Source organism: Vibrio atlanticus (assembly GCF_024347315.1).
In the GTDB taxonomy this organism is placed as follows: Bacteria; Pseudomonadota; Gammaproteobacteria; order Enterobacterales; family Vibrionaceae; genus Vibrio; species Vibrio atlanticus.
In genome coordinates this window covers 3,441,424-3,457,216 of sequence record NZ_AP025460.1, presented here as the reverse complement: position 1 = coordinate 3,457,216, position 15,793 = coordinate 3,441,424, and the positions used below count along the sequence as shown (strand labels likewise).

The following is a 15,793-nucleotide window of genomic DNA, read 5'->3' as shown; positions in this document are numbered from 1 at the left end:
ATGTAAATGATTGCTGCATTCTTATTGCAATCAATTTGGCTGAACGTATAATTTTCGCCAATTTATCAGCACGCTTTTAAGCGAGTATCAAAGTAGGCTTAAAAGAGGAACGAATACATGGTAGCGGCGTTAGCAAGACCAGGACGAGTGCTTGCAAAGCAAATGTTATTGATCGAGCTTAGCGCGGTTATATTAGTGGCGATAGGGTTAGGTTTAGCTGTTAATCCTGATTGGGGTTTTGCTGCATTAATCGGTGGCGGTATTTTTGTCATCGCGAATGTAGTTTTTTGTGTGTGTGCTTTTCTATTTTGTGGAGCTCGCGCAACTAAGTTAGTTGCGGCGTCGTTCTATGCAGGTGAAGCGCTAAAAATCTTAATCACAGTTCTACTATTCTCTATCGTCTACATGTATATGCAGGTGGAATTAATTCCCCTCAAACTGACCTATTTACTGGTTCTAGGTATTAATATCTTTGCGCCAGTGCTTTTCATTAACAATAAAAAATAGGATGAGTTATGGCTGCGCCAACAGCATCCGGATACATTGAACACCATTTACAAAACCTTTCTTTAGCTAAGTTTGGTCTTGTAGAGGAGACAAGTTTCTGGAACGTACATATAGACAGTCTGTTTTTTTCGGTGTTGACAGGGATGTTATTCCTTTGGGTTTTTCGCTCAGTCGCTAAGAAAGCAACAGTAGGTGTACCTGGTAAGCTTCAGTGTTTTGTTGAAATGGTAGTGGAATTCGTTGGTGACAACGTTAAAGAAACTTTCCATGGCCGCAACCCTCTGATTGCCCCACTAGCACTGACTATATTCTGCTGGATTATCATTATGAACTTGATGGACTTAGTGCCTATCGATTTCTTACCATATCCTGCAGAGCATTGGCTAGGTATCCCTTACTTGAAAGTGGTTCCTACAGCTGATGTTAATATAACAATGGCAATGGCTTTAGGTGTTTTTGCTCTGATGATCTACTACAGCATCAAAGTGAAAGGTCTAGGCGGATTTGCTAAAGAATTGGCACTGCATCCATTTAATCACCCAATCATGATTCCATTTAACTTGGTACTTGAGGTAATTTCGTTATTAGCGAAGCCACTATCTCTAGGTATGCGTTTATTTGGTAATATGTTTGCGGGTGAGGTGGTGTTTATTCTTATCGCGGCAATGCTACCGTGGTACTTACAATGGGTAGGTGCACTACCTTGGGCTATCTTCCATATCTTGGTTATTTTGATTCAAGCGTTTGTTTTCATGATGTTGACAATCGTTTACTTATCAATGGCTCATGAAGATAGTGATCACTAAAAAATTTTTAAGCTTTATTCTAACTATTAATGTTAATCGGAGAACGTAAATGGAAACTGTACTAAGTTTTTCAGCAATCGCTGTTGCTATCATTGTTGGTCTTTGTGCCGTAGGTACTGCAATTGGTTTTGCTATTCTTGGTGGTAAATTCCTAGAAGGCGCTGCGCGTCAACCTGAAATGGCTCCAATGCTACAAGTTAAGATGTTCATCATCGCTGGTCTATTGGATGCTGTTCCAATGATCGGTATCGTAATCGCACTACTATTCACGTTTGCTAACCCATTTGTTGGTCAACTAGCAGGCTAATTAACTTCTAAATAGTTAATTAAATTTTTGTAGTTGATTCTTAACGAGGGGTAGCTGTTGTGAATATGAACGCAACTCTGCTAGGTCAAGCAATTGCTTTTTCACTGTTTGTTTGGTTCTGCATGAAATATGTATGGCCACCAATCATGCAAGCAATTGAAGAACGTCAGAAAAAAATTGCTGACGGTCTGGTAGCCGCTGAACGCGCTGCTAAAGACTTGAACCTGGCACAAGCCAACGCTTCTGAGCAAATGAAAGAAGCAAAGCGCACTGCAACTGAGGTTATTGATCAGGCAAACAAACGTAAAGCTCAAATTATTGATGAAGCACGCGAAGAGGCTCAGGCAGAACGCCAGAAGATCTTAGCGCAAGCTGAAGCAGAAATTGAAGCAGAGCGTACACGTGCCCGTGATGACCTGCGCAAACAAGTCGCAACTCTGGCTATAGCTGGTGCTGAGAAAATCCTTGAACGTACAATCGATAAAGATGTACACGATGATCTTCTTAACAACATTACTGCAAAACTTTAAAGCAAGGGGCTGTATATGTCTGATTTGACTACAATCGCACGCCCCTATGCTAAAGCAGCGTTTGACTTTGCGGTAGATAAAGGTGAGCTAGACCAATGGGGTCAAATGCTTACTTTTGCTGCCGAAGTGGCACAAAATGATGATGTTCACAATTTATTAAGCGGTTCTATGACTGCTGAAAAATTAGCTGAAGTATTCATTGTAATTTGTGGCGAACAATTTGATGAATTCGGTCAGAACTTAATTAAAGTGATGGCAGAGAATGGCCGCTTAATGGCTTTTCCTGATGTTTGTAAAGAGTTCTTTATACTCAAAAAAGAGTATGAGAAAGAGATCGACGTTGAAGTAACTTCAGCGGTAGAACTTTCTGAAGAACAACGTGCAGAGATCAGCAGCAAATTGGAACAGCGCTTAGCGCGCAAAGTTCAGCTGAATTGCAGTATAGATGAGACTCTACTTAGTGGAGTTATTATTCGAGCCGGAGACCTAGTCATCGATAACTCAGCGCGCAGTCGTTTAGACCGCCTGAGCGATGCATTGCAGTCTTAATGGGGATTGGAGCATGCAACTTAATTCCACTGAAATTAGCGATCTAATTAAACAACGTATTGAATCTTTCGACGTTGTTAGTGAAGCTCGCAATGAAGGTACTATCGTTTCTGTAAGCGATGGCATCCTTAGCATCCACGGCCTAGCGGACGTGATGCAAGGTGAAATGATCGAACTACCGGGTGGCCGTTACGCGCTAGCACTAAACTTGAACCGTGATTCGGTTGGTGCTGTTGTAATGGGCCCGTATGCTGACCTACAGGAAGGCATGAAAGTTACAGGTACTGGTCGTATTCTAGAAGTACCAGTAGGTCCTGAAATGCTTGGTCGTGTTGTAAACACGCTAGGTGAGCCAATTGATGGTAAAGGTCCAATCGAAGCTAAATTGACTTCGCCTGTAGAAATTATCGCACCAGGTGTAATCGACCGTAAATCGGTAGATCAACCTGTTCAAACTGGTTACAAGTCTGTTGACTCAATGATCCCTATCGGTCGTGGTCAACGTGAGCTAGTAATCGGTGACCGTCAGACTGGTAAAACAGCGATGGCGATCGATGCGATTATTAACCAAAAAGATTCTGGTATTTTCTCTATCTACGTAGCTATCGGCCAAAAAGCGTCGACTATTGCTAACGTAGTTCGCAAACTAGAAGAGCACGGCGCACTAGCAAACACTGTTGTTGTTGTTGCATCTGCTTCCGAATCTGCAGCGCTGCAATACCTTGCACCGTATGCTGGTTGTGCGATGGGCGAATACTTCCGTGATCGCGGTGAAGATGCACTGATTGTTTATGATGATCTATCTAAGCAAGCTGTCGCTTACCGTCAAATCTCGCTACTACTTAAGCGTCCACCAGGTCGTGAAGCGTTCCCAGGTGATGTTTTCTACCTTCACTCTCGTCTACTTGAGCGTGCAGCTCGTGTAAGCGAAGCATACGTAGAAAAATTCACTAACGGCGAAGTGACAGGCAAGACTGGTTCTTTAACAGCTCTTCCTATCATCGAAACGCAAGCTGGTGACGTATCTGCATTCGTACCAACGAACGTAATCTCGATTACTGATGGTCAGATCTTCCTACAAACTGAGCTATTCAACGCGGGCGTACGTCCAGCTGTTGACCCAGGTATCTCAGTTTCTCGTGTAGGTGGTTCGGCGCAGACTAAAATCATCAAGAAGCTATCTGGCGGTATCCGTACTGCTCTAGCTCAATACCGTGAACTTGCAGCATTTGCTCAGTTCTCTTCGGATCTTGATGAAGCGACTAAGAAGCAGCTAGACCACGGTCAAAAAGTTACAGAACTGATGAAGCAGAAGCAATACGCTCCTATGTCTGTATTTGACCAAGCTCTAGTAATCTTCGCTGCAGAGCGTGGATACCTTCAAGACGTTGAACTTTCTAAAGTTCTAGACTTTGAAGCTGCTTTACTGTCGTTTGCTCGTGGTCAATACGCTGATCTAGCAACACAGATCGACGCAACGGGTGCTTTCAACAAAGAAATCGAAGCTGAGCTGAAGAAGCTTGTTGACGATTTCAAGGCAACCCAGACCTGGTAATTGGTAGGTGGTCTTAGGGCCACCTCATACCATTAACGGAGAGTAACGATGGCCGGCGCAAAAGAGATACGTAATAAAATCGGTAGTGTTAAAAGCACACAGAAGATTACGAAAGCAATGGAAATGGTAGCAGCTTCAAAAATGCGTCGTTCTCAAGACGCAATGGAAGCTACTCGTCCATATGCAGAAACAATGCGTAAAGTGATCGGTCATTTGGCTAATGGTAGCCTCGAGTATAAGCATCCTTATCTTGAGGAACGTGAAGCCAAACGTGTTGGTTACATCATCGTTTCTACAGACCGTGGTCTTTGTGGTGGTTTGAACATTAACTTGTTCAAGAAAGCCATGAACGACATGAAAGATTGGTCTGAGAAAGGTGCTGATGTTGAGCTTGCAATTGTAGGCTCTAAAGCAACAGCATTTTTCAACAACAGCGGCGCGAAAGTAGCAGCTCAAGTTTCTGGTCTGGGCGATCGTCCAAGCCTTGAAGACTTGATTGGCTCTGTGAGCGTTATGCTGAAGAAATATGATGAAGGCGAACTAGATCGCCTGTTCGTAGTGTTCAACAAGTTTGAAAACACTATGGTTCAAGAACCAACGATCGATCAATTACTTCCTTTGCCTAAATCAGACAGCGAAGAAATGAAACGCAGTCATTCTTGGGACTACATTTATGAGCCCGAGCCAAAACCACTACTAGATGCACTATTGGTTCGCTATGTCGAATCTCAAGTGTACCAAGGTGTGGTCGAGAACCTTGCTTGTGAGCAAGCGGCTCGAATGATTGCAATGAAATCAGCAACAGATAATGCTGGTGACATTATTGATGACTTAGAACTTGTGTATAACAAAGCCCGTCAATCGGCGATTACACAAGAACTTTCTGAGATCGTTTCAGGCGCAGCTGCGGTTTAAGCTTAGGTAAAACTAAATAGTTAGAGGATTAACGATGGCTACAGGTAAGATCGTACAGATCATCGGTGCGGTAGTCGACGTAGAGTTCCCACAGGGCGAAGTACCTCGTGTATACGATGCTCTGAATGTTAATGAAGTGAAAGAGCGTCTAGTTCTTGAAGTTCAGCAACAACTTGGCGGTGGCGTAGTTCGCGCAATCGTAATGGGTAGCTCTGATGGTTTACGTCGTGGTTTGACAGTTGAAAATACTGGCGCTCCAATCTCAGTACCAGTAGGTACTAAGACATTGGGTCGTATCATGAATGTCCTAGGTGACGCGATTGATGAGTGTGGCGAGATTGGTGCTGAAGAGCATTACGCCATTCACCGTGAAGCTCCAAGCTACGAAGAGCAGTCTAACGAGACAGCTCTTCTAGAAACTGGTGTTAAAGTAATCGACTTGATTTGTCCATTCGCTAAGGGTGGTAAAATCGGTCTATTCGGTGGTGCTGGTGTAGGTAAGACCGTTAACATGATGGAACTTATCAACAACATCGCACTTCAACACTCAGGCCTATCTGTATTTGCAGGTGTAGGTGAGCGTACTCGTGAAGGTAACGATTTCTACTTTGAGATGCAGGAAGCTGGTGTTGTAAACATCGAAAAACCTGAAGAATCAAAAGTAGCGATGGTTTACGGCCAGATGAACGAGCCACCAGGTAACCGTCTACGTGTTGCACTGACTGGTCTAACAATGGCAGAGCGCTTCCGTGACGAAGGTCGTGACGTTCTACTGTTCGTTGATAACATCTACCGTTACACACTAGCAGGTACTGAAGTATCAGCACTTCTAGGTCGTATGCCTTCTGCGGTAGGTTACCAACCTACACTAGCTGAAGAAATGGGTGTTCTACAAGAGCGTATCACGTCAACTAAAGCTGGTTCTATCACGTCTGTACAAGCGGTATACGTACCTGCGGATGACTTGACTGACCCGTCTCCAGCAACAACGTTCGCTCACTTGGATGCAACGGTTGTACTTAACCGTAACATCGCATCTATGGGTCTATACCCAGCGATCGACCCGCTAGATTCTACTTCACGTCAACTGGATCCATTGGTAGTTGGACAAGAACACTACGACATCGCTCGTGGCGTTCAGTCTACTCTTCAGCGTTATAAAGAGCTGAAAGATATCATTGCTATCCTAGGTATGGACGAGCTATCTGAAGAAGATAAGCAAGTTGTATCTCGTGCTCGTAAGATTGAGAAGTTCCTAACTCAGCCTTACCACGTAGCGGAAGTATTTACAGGTGACCCAGGCGTTTACGTACCTCTTAAAGAGACTCTACGTGGCTTCCAAGGTCTTCTATCTGGTGAATACGATGACATTCCAGAGCAAGCGTTCATGTACTGTGGTGCAATTGACGAAGCTATCGAGAATGCTAAGAAGCTATAAGGCTAACTAGGAGGCGATATGGCAGCAATAACCTTTCACCTAGACGTTGTAAGTGCCGAGAAACAAATTTTCTCTGGTCTTGTTGAGACGTTTCAGGTGACCGGTAGTGAGGGTGAGCTTGGTATTTTCCATGGTCACACTCCACTGCTGACCGCTATCAAGCCTGGTATGGTGCGTATTGTTAAGCAGCACGGCCACGAAGAAATTATTTATGTTTCTGGTGGTATGGTAGAAGTTCAGCCTGGTACAGCGACTGTACTGGCTGATACAGCTATCCGTGGTGAAGAGCTAGACGCAGCAAAGGCGGAAGAAGCTAAACGCAAGGCTGTGGAGAATATCCAAAATCAGCATGGCGACATAGACTTCGCACAAGCGGCCGGTGAACTGGCTAAAGCCATTGCTCAGTTACGAGTTATCGAACTGACAAAGCAGCGTCGTTAATCTTTTTAAGATTATAGACTCTGAGATAAAGGCGACCTAAGGGTCGCCTTTTTGCATTTTTAGGTTCTGAAAAATGCATATTTTAAGCATCACTACTGGTTAAATGGTTATTGTGATTTAATTTTTTGGCCAAAAACGGTTACAATATCGGCTTAATAAAAATACTGTTGGATAGGTTTACAATGAAGTTTAGCGCAGTGATTCTCGCGGCGGGCAAAGGCACTCGCATGTATTCAAACACACCAAAGGTTCTGCACACGCTTGCGGGTAAGCCAATGGTGAAGCATGTTATCGATACATGTAATGGTTTAGGTGCTCAAAATATTAACCTGGTATACGGCCACGGTGGTGATCAGATGAAGGCTACTCTAGCTGAAGAGTCTGTAAATTGGGCACTGCAAGCTGAGCAGCTAGGTACTGGCCACGCTGTGGATCAGGCATCTGCACATTTCGCTGATGATGAAAAAGTACTAGTGCTATACGGTGATGTTCCGCTTATCTCGCCAGAAACCATTGAAAACCTATTAGACGCTCAACCAAACGGTGGTATCGCACTACTAACGGTCGTGTTAGACAACCCGATGGGCTACGGTCGTATCATTCGTCGCAATGGCCCGGTTGTCGCTATCGTTGAGCAAAAAGATGCAACCGATGAGCAGAAGCTTATCAAAGAGATTAATACTGGCGTTATGGTGGCTACTGGTGGCGATCTGAAGCGTTGGTTGTCTGGCTTAAGCAACGATAACGCACAAGGTGAATACTACCTGACTGACGTTATTGCAGCGGCTCACGATGAAGGGCGTGCGGTTGAGGCTGTACATCCAGTAAGTCCAATTGAAGTTGAAGGCGTGAACGACCGCTCACAACTGGCTCGTCTAGAGCGCGCTTACCAAGCTGAACAAGCAGACAAGCTATTGAAGCAAGGCGTAATGTTACGCGACCCAAGCCGCTTTGATCTACGCGGTGAATTGCAGTGCGGTATGGATGTTGAGATTGATACTAACGTTATCATTGAAGGTAGCGTAAGCATTGGTGATAACGTGGTTATCGGCACTGGTTGTGTATTGAAAGACTGTGAGATTGATGACAACACTATCGTTCGCCCATACAGCGTAATCGAAGGTGCGACAATTGGTGAAGACTGTACGGTTGGTCCTTTCACTCGCTTACGTCCAGGAGCTGACATGCGTAACAATTCGCATGTAGGTAACTTTGTTGAAGTGAAGAACACTCGTCTTGGTGAGGGTTCTAAAGCGAATCACCTTACTTACCTAGGTGATGCTGAGATCGGTCAACGTGTAAATGTGGGTGCGGGTGCTATCACTTGTAACTACGATGGCGCGAACAAGTTTAAGACCATCATTGGCGATGACGTATTTGTTGGCTCAGACAGCCAATTAATCGCACCTGTTACTATTGGCAACGGCGCAACTGTCGGTGCAGGCTCAACGGTGACTCGTGATGTTGCTGAGAAAGAGCTTGTTATTAGTCGTGCGAAAGAACGTAAAATTGCCAACTGGCAGCGTCCGACTAAGAAAAAGTAGCCTCAACTATAAATCAGATGACTGCGATAGAGCTAATAGCACTGCTATTGGTTTTTCTTAGATATCTAGATATAAAAAAAGAGCGATTAATATCGCTCTTTTTTGTTTTCTTTAACCTAGAAACTAGTCTTGTTTTTCGTCAGCGACCACTCGAGAGTTGTCTGGTGTCGCGAAGTGTTCAGAAAGCTCTTTGTTTGAAACAATATAGCCAACCCACAAAGTACCTAAGCAAATCACCACTGCAATACCTGTTGCGCTCAGTGCTTGGCTCGCCATTGCAGCAACGAGTGCGCTTGATAAGCTACTAATGCTGATTTGAAGGCTGTTCTGTAGGCCTGCAGCCGTTGCTGGACTCTGTTTTGCGCTTGATAGGGCACGGTTTACTACGATTGGGTAAAGTGCGCCGTTTGCTACTGCAATCAAACAGAAAGGCGCAAGCAGAGGCCAGATTGACGTCAGTTCCCACTGTGATGCAATGAAGATAAGCATCGCTGCAACGCTGAACAAACCGATAAGATTTCTTAGTACAACGCCATCGCCATATTTCTTCACCGCTTGCTTACCGAAATAACCACCCGCCATGAACGCGATTGTCTGTGGGATAAAGCTCAAACCGATGTCTTTTGCTTCATAACCTAGCTGAGCCATTATCTCTGGCATACCCGTTAGGTAAGCGAAGAACGCTGCAGATGCCGAAGCAAACATTAAAACATTACCCATGTAAGGTTTTGATTTTATCAACATCTTGATGTCTGTCTTAATCGATGTCTGCTTTACTTCAGGCGCTTCTTTTGGTTGAGCCATTGTCGTTGCGATCAACAATGCGCCCATTAGCGTCAATGTGATAAAGATACTGTGCCAACCAAAGCTGTCTGCTAGCAACACACCCAATTGAGGTGCTAATGCTGGAGATAGCGCCACTAGAGGCATGATAGTCGCAAAAATTTGCTGGCTACTGCTCTGAGAGTAACGCTTGATTACCATTGCTTGCCAAATTACCGCAGGCGCACATACACCGATCGCTTGAATGAAGCGTAGTGTTAGTAGGTGCCATACCTCGGTGCTGAATGCCAAGCCGAATGACGCTGCAGTAAAGATAACAAGACCAACCGCCAACGTATTGCGGTGACCATACTTGTCACTCGCCAGACCCCAAAGAAGCTGACCTATTGCCATACCACCAAGGAATACCGTTAGAGACAGAGCAATCTGCTCTGGACCGGTTGCGAAATCAACTTCCATTGCCTTAAATGCAGGAAGGTACATATCGGTCGCAATAAAGCCAAGCATTGAAAGTACTGCAAGGTAGACCAATTGAAATTTAGAAATATTCATAAGATGCCATTAAGCTAAAGGTAGTGATGTTTTTATCATCAAAAAAATTGTTTGATATACAGAAGTGAAAGCCCCTGTTTATTTGTGCTGACATTCTATTTTTCAGACCTGATAAAATAAAACGCTAAAATATGTGGTTATCAATCAAAAAATTTGAAGGCTTATGTTCTCTAAATCCTCTTTAGAAATGCTCGATACTGTTGCTCGCTTAGGCAGTTTTACTGCGGCGGCAGAACAATTGCACAAAGTGCCCTCAGCGATCAGCTATGGGGTTAGGCAGGTAGAGCAAGAGCTTGATGTTCTACTTTTCAGACGGTTACCAAGAAAAGTAGAGCTGACACCTGCAGGTGAGTTGTTTATTGAAGAGGCTCGTCAACTGCTGAGACAGATGGAAGAACTCAGTGCCCAGACTCGCCGAGCTGCGCGTGGTTGGAAGAAAACCTTGCGCTTAACGCTTGATAACGTGGTTAAGCTCGACAAGATGAAGCCTATGATTGAAGAGTTTTATCAAACCTTTGAGTTCGCTGAGCTGCAGATTAACATGGAAGTGTTTAACGGCTCTTGGGAAGCCATTGCACAGGGCAGGGCGGATGTCGTGATTGGTGCAACCTCGGCGATTCCGGTTGGTGGTGACTTTGAAGTTAAAGATATGGGGCGGTTAGATTGGGCATTTGTCATGTCACCAAGTCACCCGTGTGTGCGAGAGCAAAACCTAAATGAAGCCTTTGTCAGTCAATACCCAGCAATATGTTTGGATGATACCTCTAGTGTACTGCCTAAGCGACACACAGGGCACTTTTCGAATCAAAGACGACTATTGTTACCTAACTGGTACAGTGCGATAGAGTGTCTTAAAAATGGTGTTGGGGTGGGTTACATGCCAAGGCATATCGCCGCACCTATTATTGAGCAAGGTTTGCTGGTAGAGAAAATATTACCCGAGCCAAGCCCGCAGAGTCATTGCTGCTTAGTGTGGCGTAAAGACGACAACCATAAGTTGATCGAGTGGATGGTTAAGTATTTAGGATCGAGTGAACAGCTTCACCAAGATTGGTTGGATCATCGTAAAGCGATCTAATGATGTGATCCGTTGAAGATCATTCGGGTTAGGTTTGAATCAGCCCAATAAAAAGAGCGAGTTATCATAACTCGCTCTTTTTCATGTTTAGGCCGAACTCTTAAGACAAGAAGAACTTGTAGGAAGGGTTATCGGTTTCATCTTTGCATTGGTAGCCGAGTTCTTCTAAATGCGTAGAGAACTGAGCCAAATCGTCATCACCAAGCTCAAAACCACACAGCACACGACCGTAATCAGCACCATGGTTACGATAGTTGAACAAGCTGATATTCCAGTGAGTCCCTAAGGTATCAAGGAATTTAATCAATGCTCCTGGGTATTCAGGGAACTCAAAGCTGTACAGACGCTCTTTCAATGGTTTCGATGGTTTGCCGCCAATCATGTAACGAATATGAAGTTTTGCCATCTCGTCATCAGACAAGTCGACAACCGCGTAGTCACCCTCACGTAAGTCATTGATGATGTGTTCGAGTTCTTCTTGCCCACCTTGTAGACGTACACCAACGAAGATATTCGCCAGGCTTTCGTCGTTGTGGCGGTAGTTAAACTCAGTCACCGCTCGACCACCAATAATGTTACAGAACTCTAGGAACGCACCTTGTCGTTCTGGAATAGTCACCGCAAGTAGACCTTCTCGCTTCTCACCCAATTCACAACGCTCAGAGACATAACGCAGACCGTGGAAGTTGGTGTTCGCACCAGACAATACCGTTGCTAGTTGCTTATTTTGCAGTTGGTTTTGTTCTGCAAACTTCTTAAGGCCTGCCAGAGCAAGCGCTCCTGAAGGCTCAGCAATTGCACGGGTGTCTTCAAAGATGTCCTTTACCGCAGAGCAGATTTCATCGCTAGAGACTGTAATATGACCATCAATGTACTGTTGGCAAAGACGGAAGGTTTCTTCACCAATGCGTTTAACCGCAACACCATCAGCAAACATGCTGACCTGATCCAGTACCACTGGTTCACCCGCATCCAGTGCTGCTTTCAAGCAAGCTGAGTCTTCAGGCTCTACCGCAATCACTTTAATCTCTGGCATCAGTTGTTTGATAAGCACAGCAACACCAGCGGCTAAGCCACCACCACCAACCGGCACAAAGATATAATCCATGTGACCGTTTTGCTGCAGCATCTCCATGCCCATAGTACCTTGCCCTGCAATCACCAGTGGGTGATCGAAAGGAGGTACAAAGGTGAAGCCATGTTCAGCCGATAGGCGTTCCGCTTCCGCTTTTGCTTCATCGAAATTACTGCCGTGCAGAACCACTTTGCCACCAAATCCGCGTACTGCATCGACCTTGATATCTGGCGTCGTTTTTGGCATCACGATTGTGGTTTGAATACCTAGCTTAGAGCCAGATAGCGCCATACCTTGAGCATGATTACCCGCCGATGCCGCAATCACACCTGCGGCTTTCTGTTGTTCAGAAAGGCTTGAAACCATGTTGTAGGCACCGCGCAGCTTAAACGAGTGTACCGGCTGGCGGTCTTCTCGCTTTAGCTGAACCTGATTACCGATACGAGCGCTTAAACGTGGCATATCTTGCAGAGGTGTCACAATCGCCGCTTCGTAAACCGGCGCTCTCAGGATCTGGCGCAGATAATCTGCGCCACTTTGTTTTTTGGGACTGGAGGTGTCGTCACTCATAGTTAGCCCTCAAGCTTAGACTTATCACGCACTGCGCCTTTGTCGGCACTGGTTGCCATGCTCGCGTAAGCTTTCAGTGCGAATGACACTTCACGCTGACGGTTTTCTGGTTTCCAGCCTATTGCATCTTGTCTTTCACGACGTGCTGTTAGTTCAGCTTCTGGTACATCAAGCGTGATTGAACGGCTAGGGATGTCGATAGTGATGATATCGCCAGTGTTCACTAGACCAATTACACCGCCACTTGCTGCTTCTGGAGAAGCATGACCGATAGATAGACCTGACGTACCACCAGAGAAACGTCCGTCAGTTAGAAGAGCACAAGACTTACCTAGACCCATAGATTTTAGGTAAGTTGTTGGGTAAAGCATTTCTTGCATGCCCGGACCACCTTTAGGACCTTCGTAACGAATAACAACTACTTCGCCTGCTTTTACTTTACCCGCTAAGATGCCGTCTACTGCTGTGTCTTGGCTTTCGAATACGATTGCAGGGCCTTGGAACTTCAGGTTTTCTTCATCAACACCCGCGGTCTTAACGATACAACCATCAACGGCGATGTTACCTGAAAGTACCGCTAGGCCACCTTCTTGGCTGAAGGCATTCTCTTTGGTACGAATACAACCTTCTTTGCGATCGTCATCAAGGCGATCCCAACGACAATCTTGTGAGAAAGCTTTGGTGGTACGGATACCAGCAGGGCCAGCGCGGAAGAACTTAAGCACGGCTTCATCTTCTGTCTGCATGATGTCGTATTGAGCGAGCTGCTCTTGCATGCTTAGACCAAGAACGGTGCGTGTTTGGTTATTGAGTAGACCTGCACGATCAAGCTCACCTAGGATAGCCATTACGCCACCAGCACGGTGAACGTCTTCCATGTGGTATTTAGGCGTTGAAGGAGCAACTTTACATAGGTGTGGAACGCGGCGAGACATCTCGTCGATATCACCCATATCAAAGTCAATCTCACCTTCTTGAGCCGCAGCTAAAAGGTGAAGTACCGTGTTACTTGAACCACCCATCGCGATATCTAGCGCCATTGCATTATCAAAGGCTGCGCGGTTAGCGATGTTGCGTGGCAGTGCTGATTCGTCGTCTTGCTCGTAGTAACGCTTAGTTAGGTCAACGATACGTTTACCGGCATTGATGAATAGCTCTTCACGGTCTGCGTGGGTTGCTAGCATAGAACCGTTACCTGGCTGAGATAGTCCAAGTGCTTCTGTTAGACAGTTCATTGAGTTAGCTGTGAACATGCCTGAACATGAACCACAGGTTGGACATGCAGATCGCTCTACTTGCTCACTTTGCTCATCAGAAATGGTTGGATCGGCACCTTGGATCATCGCGTCAACAAGGTCTAGCTTGATGATTTGATCTGAAAGCTTGGTTTTACCTGCTTCCATTGGGCCACCAGATACAAAGATCACTGGGATGTTAAGACGCATTGCTGCCATCATCATTCCTGGAGTGATTTTGTCACAGTTCGAGATGCACACCATCGCATCTGCACAGTGCGCATTGACCATGTACTCTACTGAGTCTGCGATAAGCTCACGTGATGGCAGTGAGTACAGCATGCCGCCGTGGCCCATTGCGATACCATCATCAACCGCGATGGTGTTGAATTCTTTAGCGATACCGCCCGCTTTCTCGATTTCACCCGCAACCAGCTGACCCATATCTTTAAGGTGAACGTGGCCTGGTACAAATTGAGTGAAAGAGTTTACAACTGCGATGATAGGCTTACCGAAGTCATCATCTTTAACGCCAGTTGCACGCCATAAAGCGCGCGCACCAGCCATGTTGCGTCCGTGGGTAGTCGTTGCTGAACGATAGATTGGCATTGCTTAAATCCTTATAAAATATTTGGCTGTTGCTTACTTAGTTGTTTGCGTTTGGTTTTCTGAAGTTTGGTCTGCTGGGTAAACATAGTCTAACCAGCCCCACTTATCTTCAGTGGTTCCATTGAATAAACCAAAGTAAGCCGCTTGAACTTTTTCAGTGATAGGACCGCGTTTGCCTTCACCTACTGTAATTTTGTCTACGCTGCGAACCGGAACGATTTCGGCAGCTGTGCCTGTCATGAATACTTCATCGGCAAGGTATAGTGCTTCACGAGCAATGTTCTCCTCACGGATCTCATAACCCATGTCTTTTGCTAGTGTCATGATCGAATCACGAGTGATACCCGGTAGAATTGCGCTGGTCGCTGGTGGCGTTGATAGTACGCCGTTACGTACCACAAAGATGTTCTCACCTGCACCTTCAGAAAGGTAACCATCAACACTCAGTGCGATGCCTTCATCGTAACCATGACGGCGAGCTTCACCACCAACTAGTAGTGAAGATAGGTAGTTACCACCGGCTTTTGCTGCGGTTGGGATCGTGTTTGGAGCGGCACGGTTCCAGCTAGAAATCATCGCATCAACGCCGTTTTCTAGCGCTTCTTCGCCTAGGTAAGAACCCCAAGGGAAAGCAGCGATGATCAGATCCATCTCTGTGTTTTCAGGCGGGCAAACACCTAAGCCAACGTTACCGACAAAGCCGAGAGGGCGGATGTACGCTGACTCTAGCTTATTTTGGCGTAGCGTTTCGCGAGTCGCTTCCATAATTTCTTCCTCAGTGTAAGGAATAGGGAAGCGGTAGATTTTTGCTGAGTCTTTTAGGCGCTTAGCATGTTCTGGGTGACGGAAGATAACCGGACCCTTTGGTGTGTTGTAGCAACGAACACCTTCAAACACAGAAGTACCGTAGTGCATTGCGTGAGTCAGGACGTGAACGTTCGCCTCTGCCCAAGGAACCATTTCACCGTTAAACCAAATATAGTCTGCTGTTTTAGCTGTCATGTTAGCGGTTCCTTATGCGTTTATCTTTTGTTGTAAGTTGTTGTTTGGCAATTCATTACGGCTGATCGAGATAACGTCAACGGTACGCACATCCCACAGTTTTTCGATTTGGTTTACCAAGAAAGAGATCGGACGCTCACTGTCGACAATGATCTCAACACTCGCCACTTTGCTTTCGTGGTTTTGAGTGCCAGCTACTTGCTTAACAATAAAGCCACGGTGGCGGATAACACGAAGAACACGCTCCAGTAGTACAGGCTTATCATCGGCTTTGATGTCTAATAGGTATCTTTTCAT

16 protein-coding genes are annotated in these 15,793 nt (G+C 45.6%); 11 read left to right on the top strand and 5 right to left on the bottom strand.

The genetic code is table 11. The annotated features are described in order from the left end of the window. Positions 1-117: 117 nt before the first annotated feature. The 10 genes from OCV30_RS15630 (at position 118) to glmU (ending at position 8,592) form a co-directional block, all read left to right on the top strand. Positions 118-507, top strand: a complete 390-nt coding sequence (locus tag OCV30_RS15630; protein ID WP_008221392.1) for a F0F1 ATP synthase subunit I — start codon at positions 118-120, stop codon at positions 505-507. Between the two features lie 8 nt (positions 508-515). Further along, positions 516-1,313, top strand: a complete 798-nt coding sequence (gene atpB / locus OCV30_RS15625) for a F0F1 ATP synthase subunit A (RefSeq protein ID WP_009848124.1) — start codon at positions 516-518, stop codon at positions 1,311-1,313. Positions 1,314-1,362: 49 nt separating this feature from the next. Further along, entirely contained in the window at positions 1,363-1,620 is a 258-nt protein-coding gene (gene atpE, locus OCV30_RS15620; protein WP_004411110.1) for a F0F1 ATP synthase subunit C, read from the top strand. Between the two features lie 59 nt (positions 1,621-1,679). Beyond that, positions 1,680-2,150, top strand: a complete 471-nt coding sequence (gene atpF / locus OCV30_RS15615) for a F0F1 ATP synthase subunit B (RefSeq protein ID WP_010433231.1) — start codon at positions 1,680-1,682, stop codon at positions 2,148-2,150. Positions 2,151-2,165: 15 nt separating this feature from the next. Continuing rightward, complete coding sequence (gene atpH / locus OCV30_RS15610; protein WP_009848122.1) at positions 2,166-2,699, top strand: F0F1 ATP synthase subunit delta; 534 nt, start codon at positions 2,166-2,168, stop codon at positions 2,697-2,699. Between the two features lie 13 nt (positions 2,700-2,712). Continuing rightward, positions 2,713-4,254 (top strand): F0F1 ATP synthase subunit alpha, encoded by a 1,542-nt coding sequence (gene atpA, locus OCV30_RS15605; RefSeq protein ID WP_004735737.1) that lies wholly within the window; start codon positions 2,713-2,715, stop codon positions 4,252-4,254. Positions 4,255-4,302: 48 nt separating this feature from the next. Beyond that, a complete protein-coding gene (atpG, locus tag OCV30_RS15600; protein WP_009848120.1) occupies positions 4,303-5,169 on the top strand; it encodes a F0F1 ATP synthase subunit gamma in 867 nt (288 codons plus the stop codon). 34 nt (positions 5,170-5,203) lie between these two features. Continuing rightward, positions 5,204-6,607, top strand: a complete 1,404-nt coding sequence (gene atpD, locus OCV30_RS15595; protein ID WP_009848119.1) for a F0F1 ATP synthase subunit beta — start codon at positions 5,204-5,206, stop codon at positions 6,605-6,607. 18 nt (positions 6,608-6,625) lie between these two features. Then, a complete protein-coding gene (locus OCV30_RS15590; protein ID WP_004735742.1) occupies positions 6,626-7,048 on the top strand; it encodes a F0F1 ATP synthase subunit epsilon in 423 nt (140 codons plus the stop codon). Between the two features lie 182 nt (positions 7,049-7,230). Then, positions 7,231-8,592 (top strand): bifunctional UDP-N-acetylglucosamine diphosphorylase/glucosamine-1-phosphate N-acetyltransferase GlmU, encoded by a 1,362-nt coding sequence (gene glmU / locus OCV30_RS15585; protein WP_065678320.1) that lies wholly within the window; start codon positions 7,231-7,233, stop codon positions 8,590-8,592. A gap of 123 nt (positions 8,593-8,715) precedes the next feature. On the opposite strand, the gene punC is transcribed toward glmU, so the two are convergent. Beyond that, positions 8,716-9,927 (bottom strand): purine nucleoside transporter PunC, encoded by a 1,212-nt coding sequence (gene punC / locus OCV30_RS15580; RefSeq protein ID WP_065678321.1) that lies wholly within the window; start codon positions 9,925-9,927, stop codon positions 8,716-8,718. Between the two features lie 163 nt (positions 9,928-10,090). Here punC and punR point away from each other — a divergent pair, with 163 nt between their 5' ends. Then, positions 10,091-11,005, top strand: a complete 915-nt coding sequence (punR, locus tag OCV30_RS15575) for a DNA-binding transcriptional activator PunR (protein ID WP_009848116.1) — start codon at positions 10,091-10,093, stop codon at positions 11,003-11,005. A 100-nt stretch (positions 11,006-11,105) separates the two neighbouring features. On the opposite strand, the gene ilvA is transcribed toward punR, so the two are convergent. Genes ilvA through ilvM form a run of 4 tightly spaced genes read right to left on the bottom strand, consistent with a single transcriptional unit; the run spans position 11,106 to position 15,793 of the window. Then, positions 11,106-12,650, bottom strand: a complete 1,545-nt coding sequence (ilvA, locus tag OCV30_RS15570) for a threonine ammonia-lyase, biosynthetic (RefSeq protein ID WP_017087280.1) — start codon at positions 12,648-12,650, stop codon at positions 11,106-11,108. A 2-nt stretch (positions 12,651-12,652) separates the two neighbouring features. Further along, the gene (gene ilvD, locus OCV30_RS15565) at positions 12,653-14,494 is read right to left on the bottom strand and encodes a dihydroxy-acid dehydratase (protein WP_065678322.1); all 1,842 of its coding nucleotides are present in this window, start codon (positions 14,492-14,494) and stop codon (positions 12,653-12,655) included. A 33-nt stretch (positions 14,495-14,527) separates the two neighbouring features. Continuing rightward, positions 14,528-15,496 carry a branched-chain amino acid transaminase gene (locus OCV30_RS15560; protein WP_065678323.1) on the bottom strand — a complete coding sequence of 323 codons (969 nt, stop codon included), beginning with the start codon at positions 15,494-15,496 and terminating at the stop codon, positions 14,528-14,530. 12 nt (positions 15,497-15,508) lie between these two features. Beyond that, complete coding sequence (gene ilvM / locus OCV30_RS15555) at positions 15,509-15,793, bottom strand: acetolactate synthase 2 small subunit (RefSeq protein WP_009848112.1); 285 nt, start codon at positions 15,791-15,793, stop codon at positions 15,509-15,511.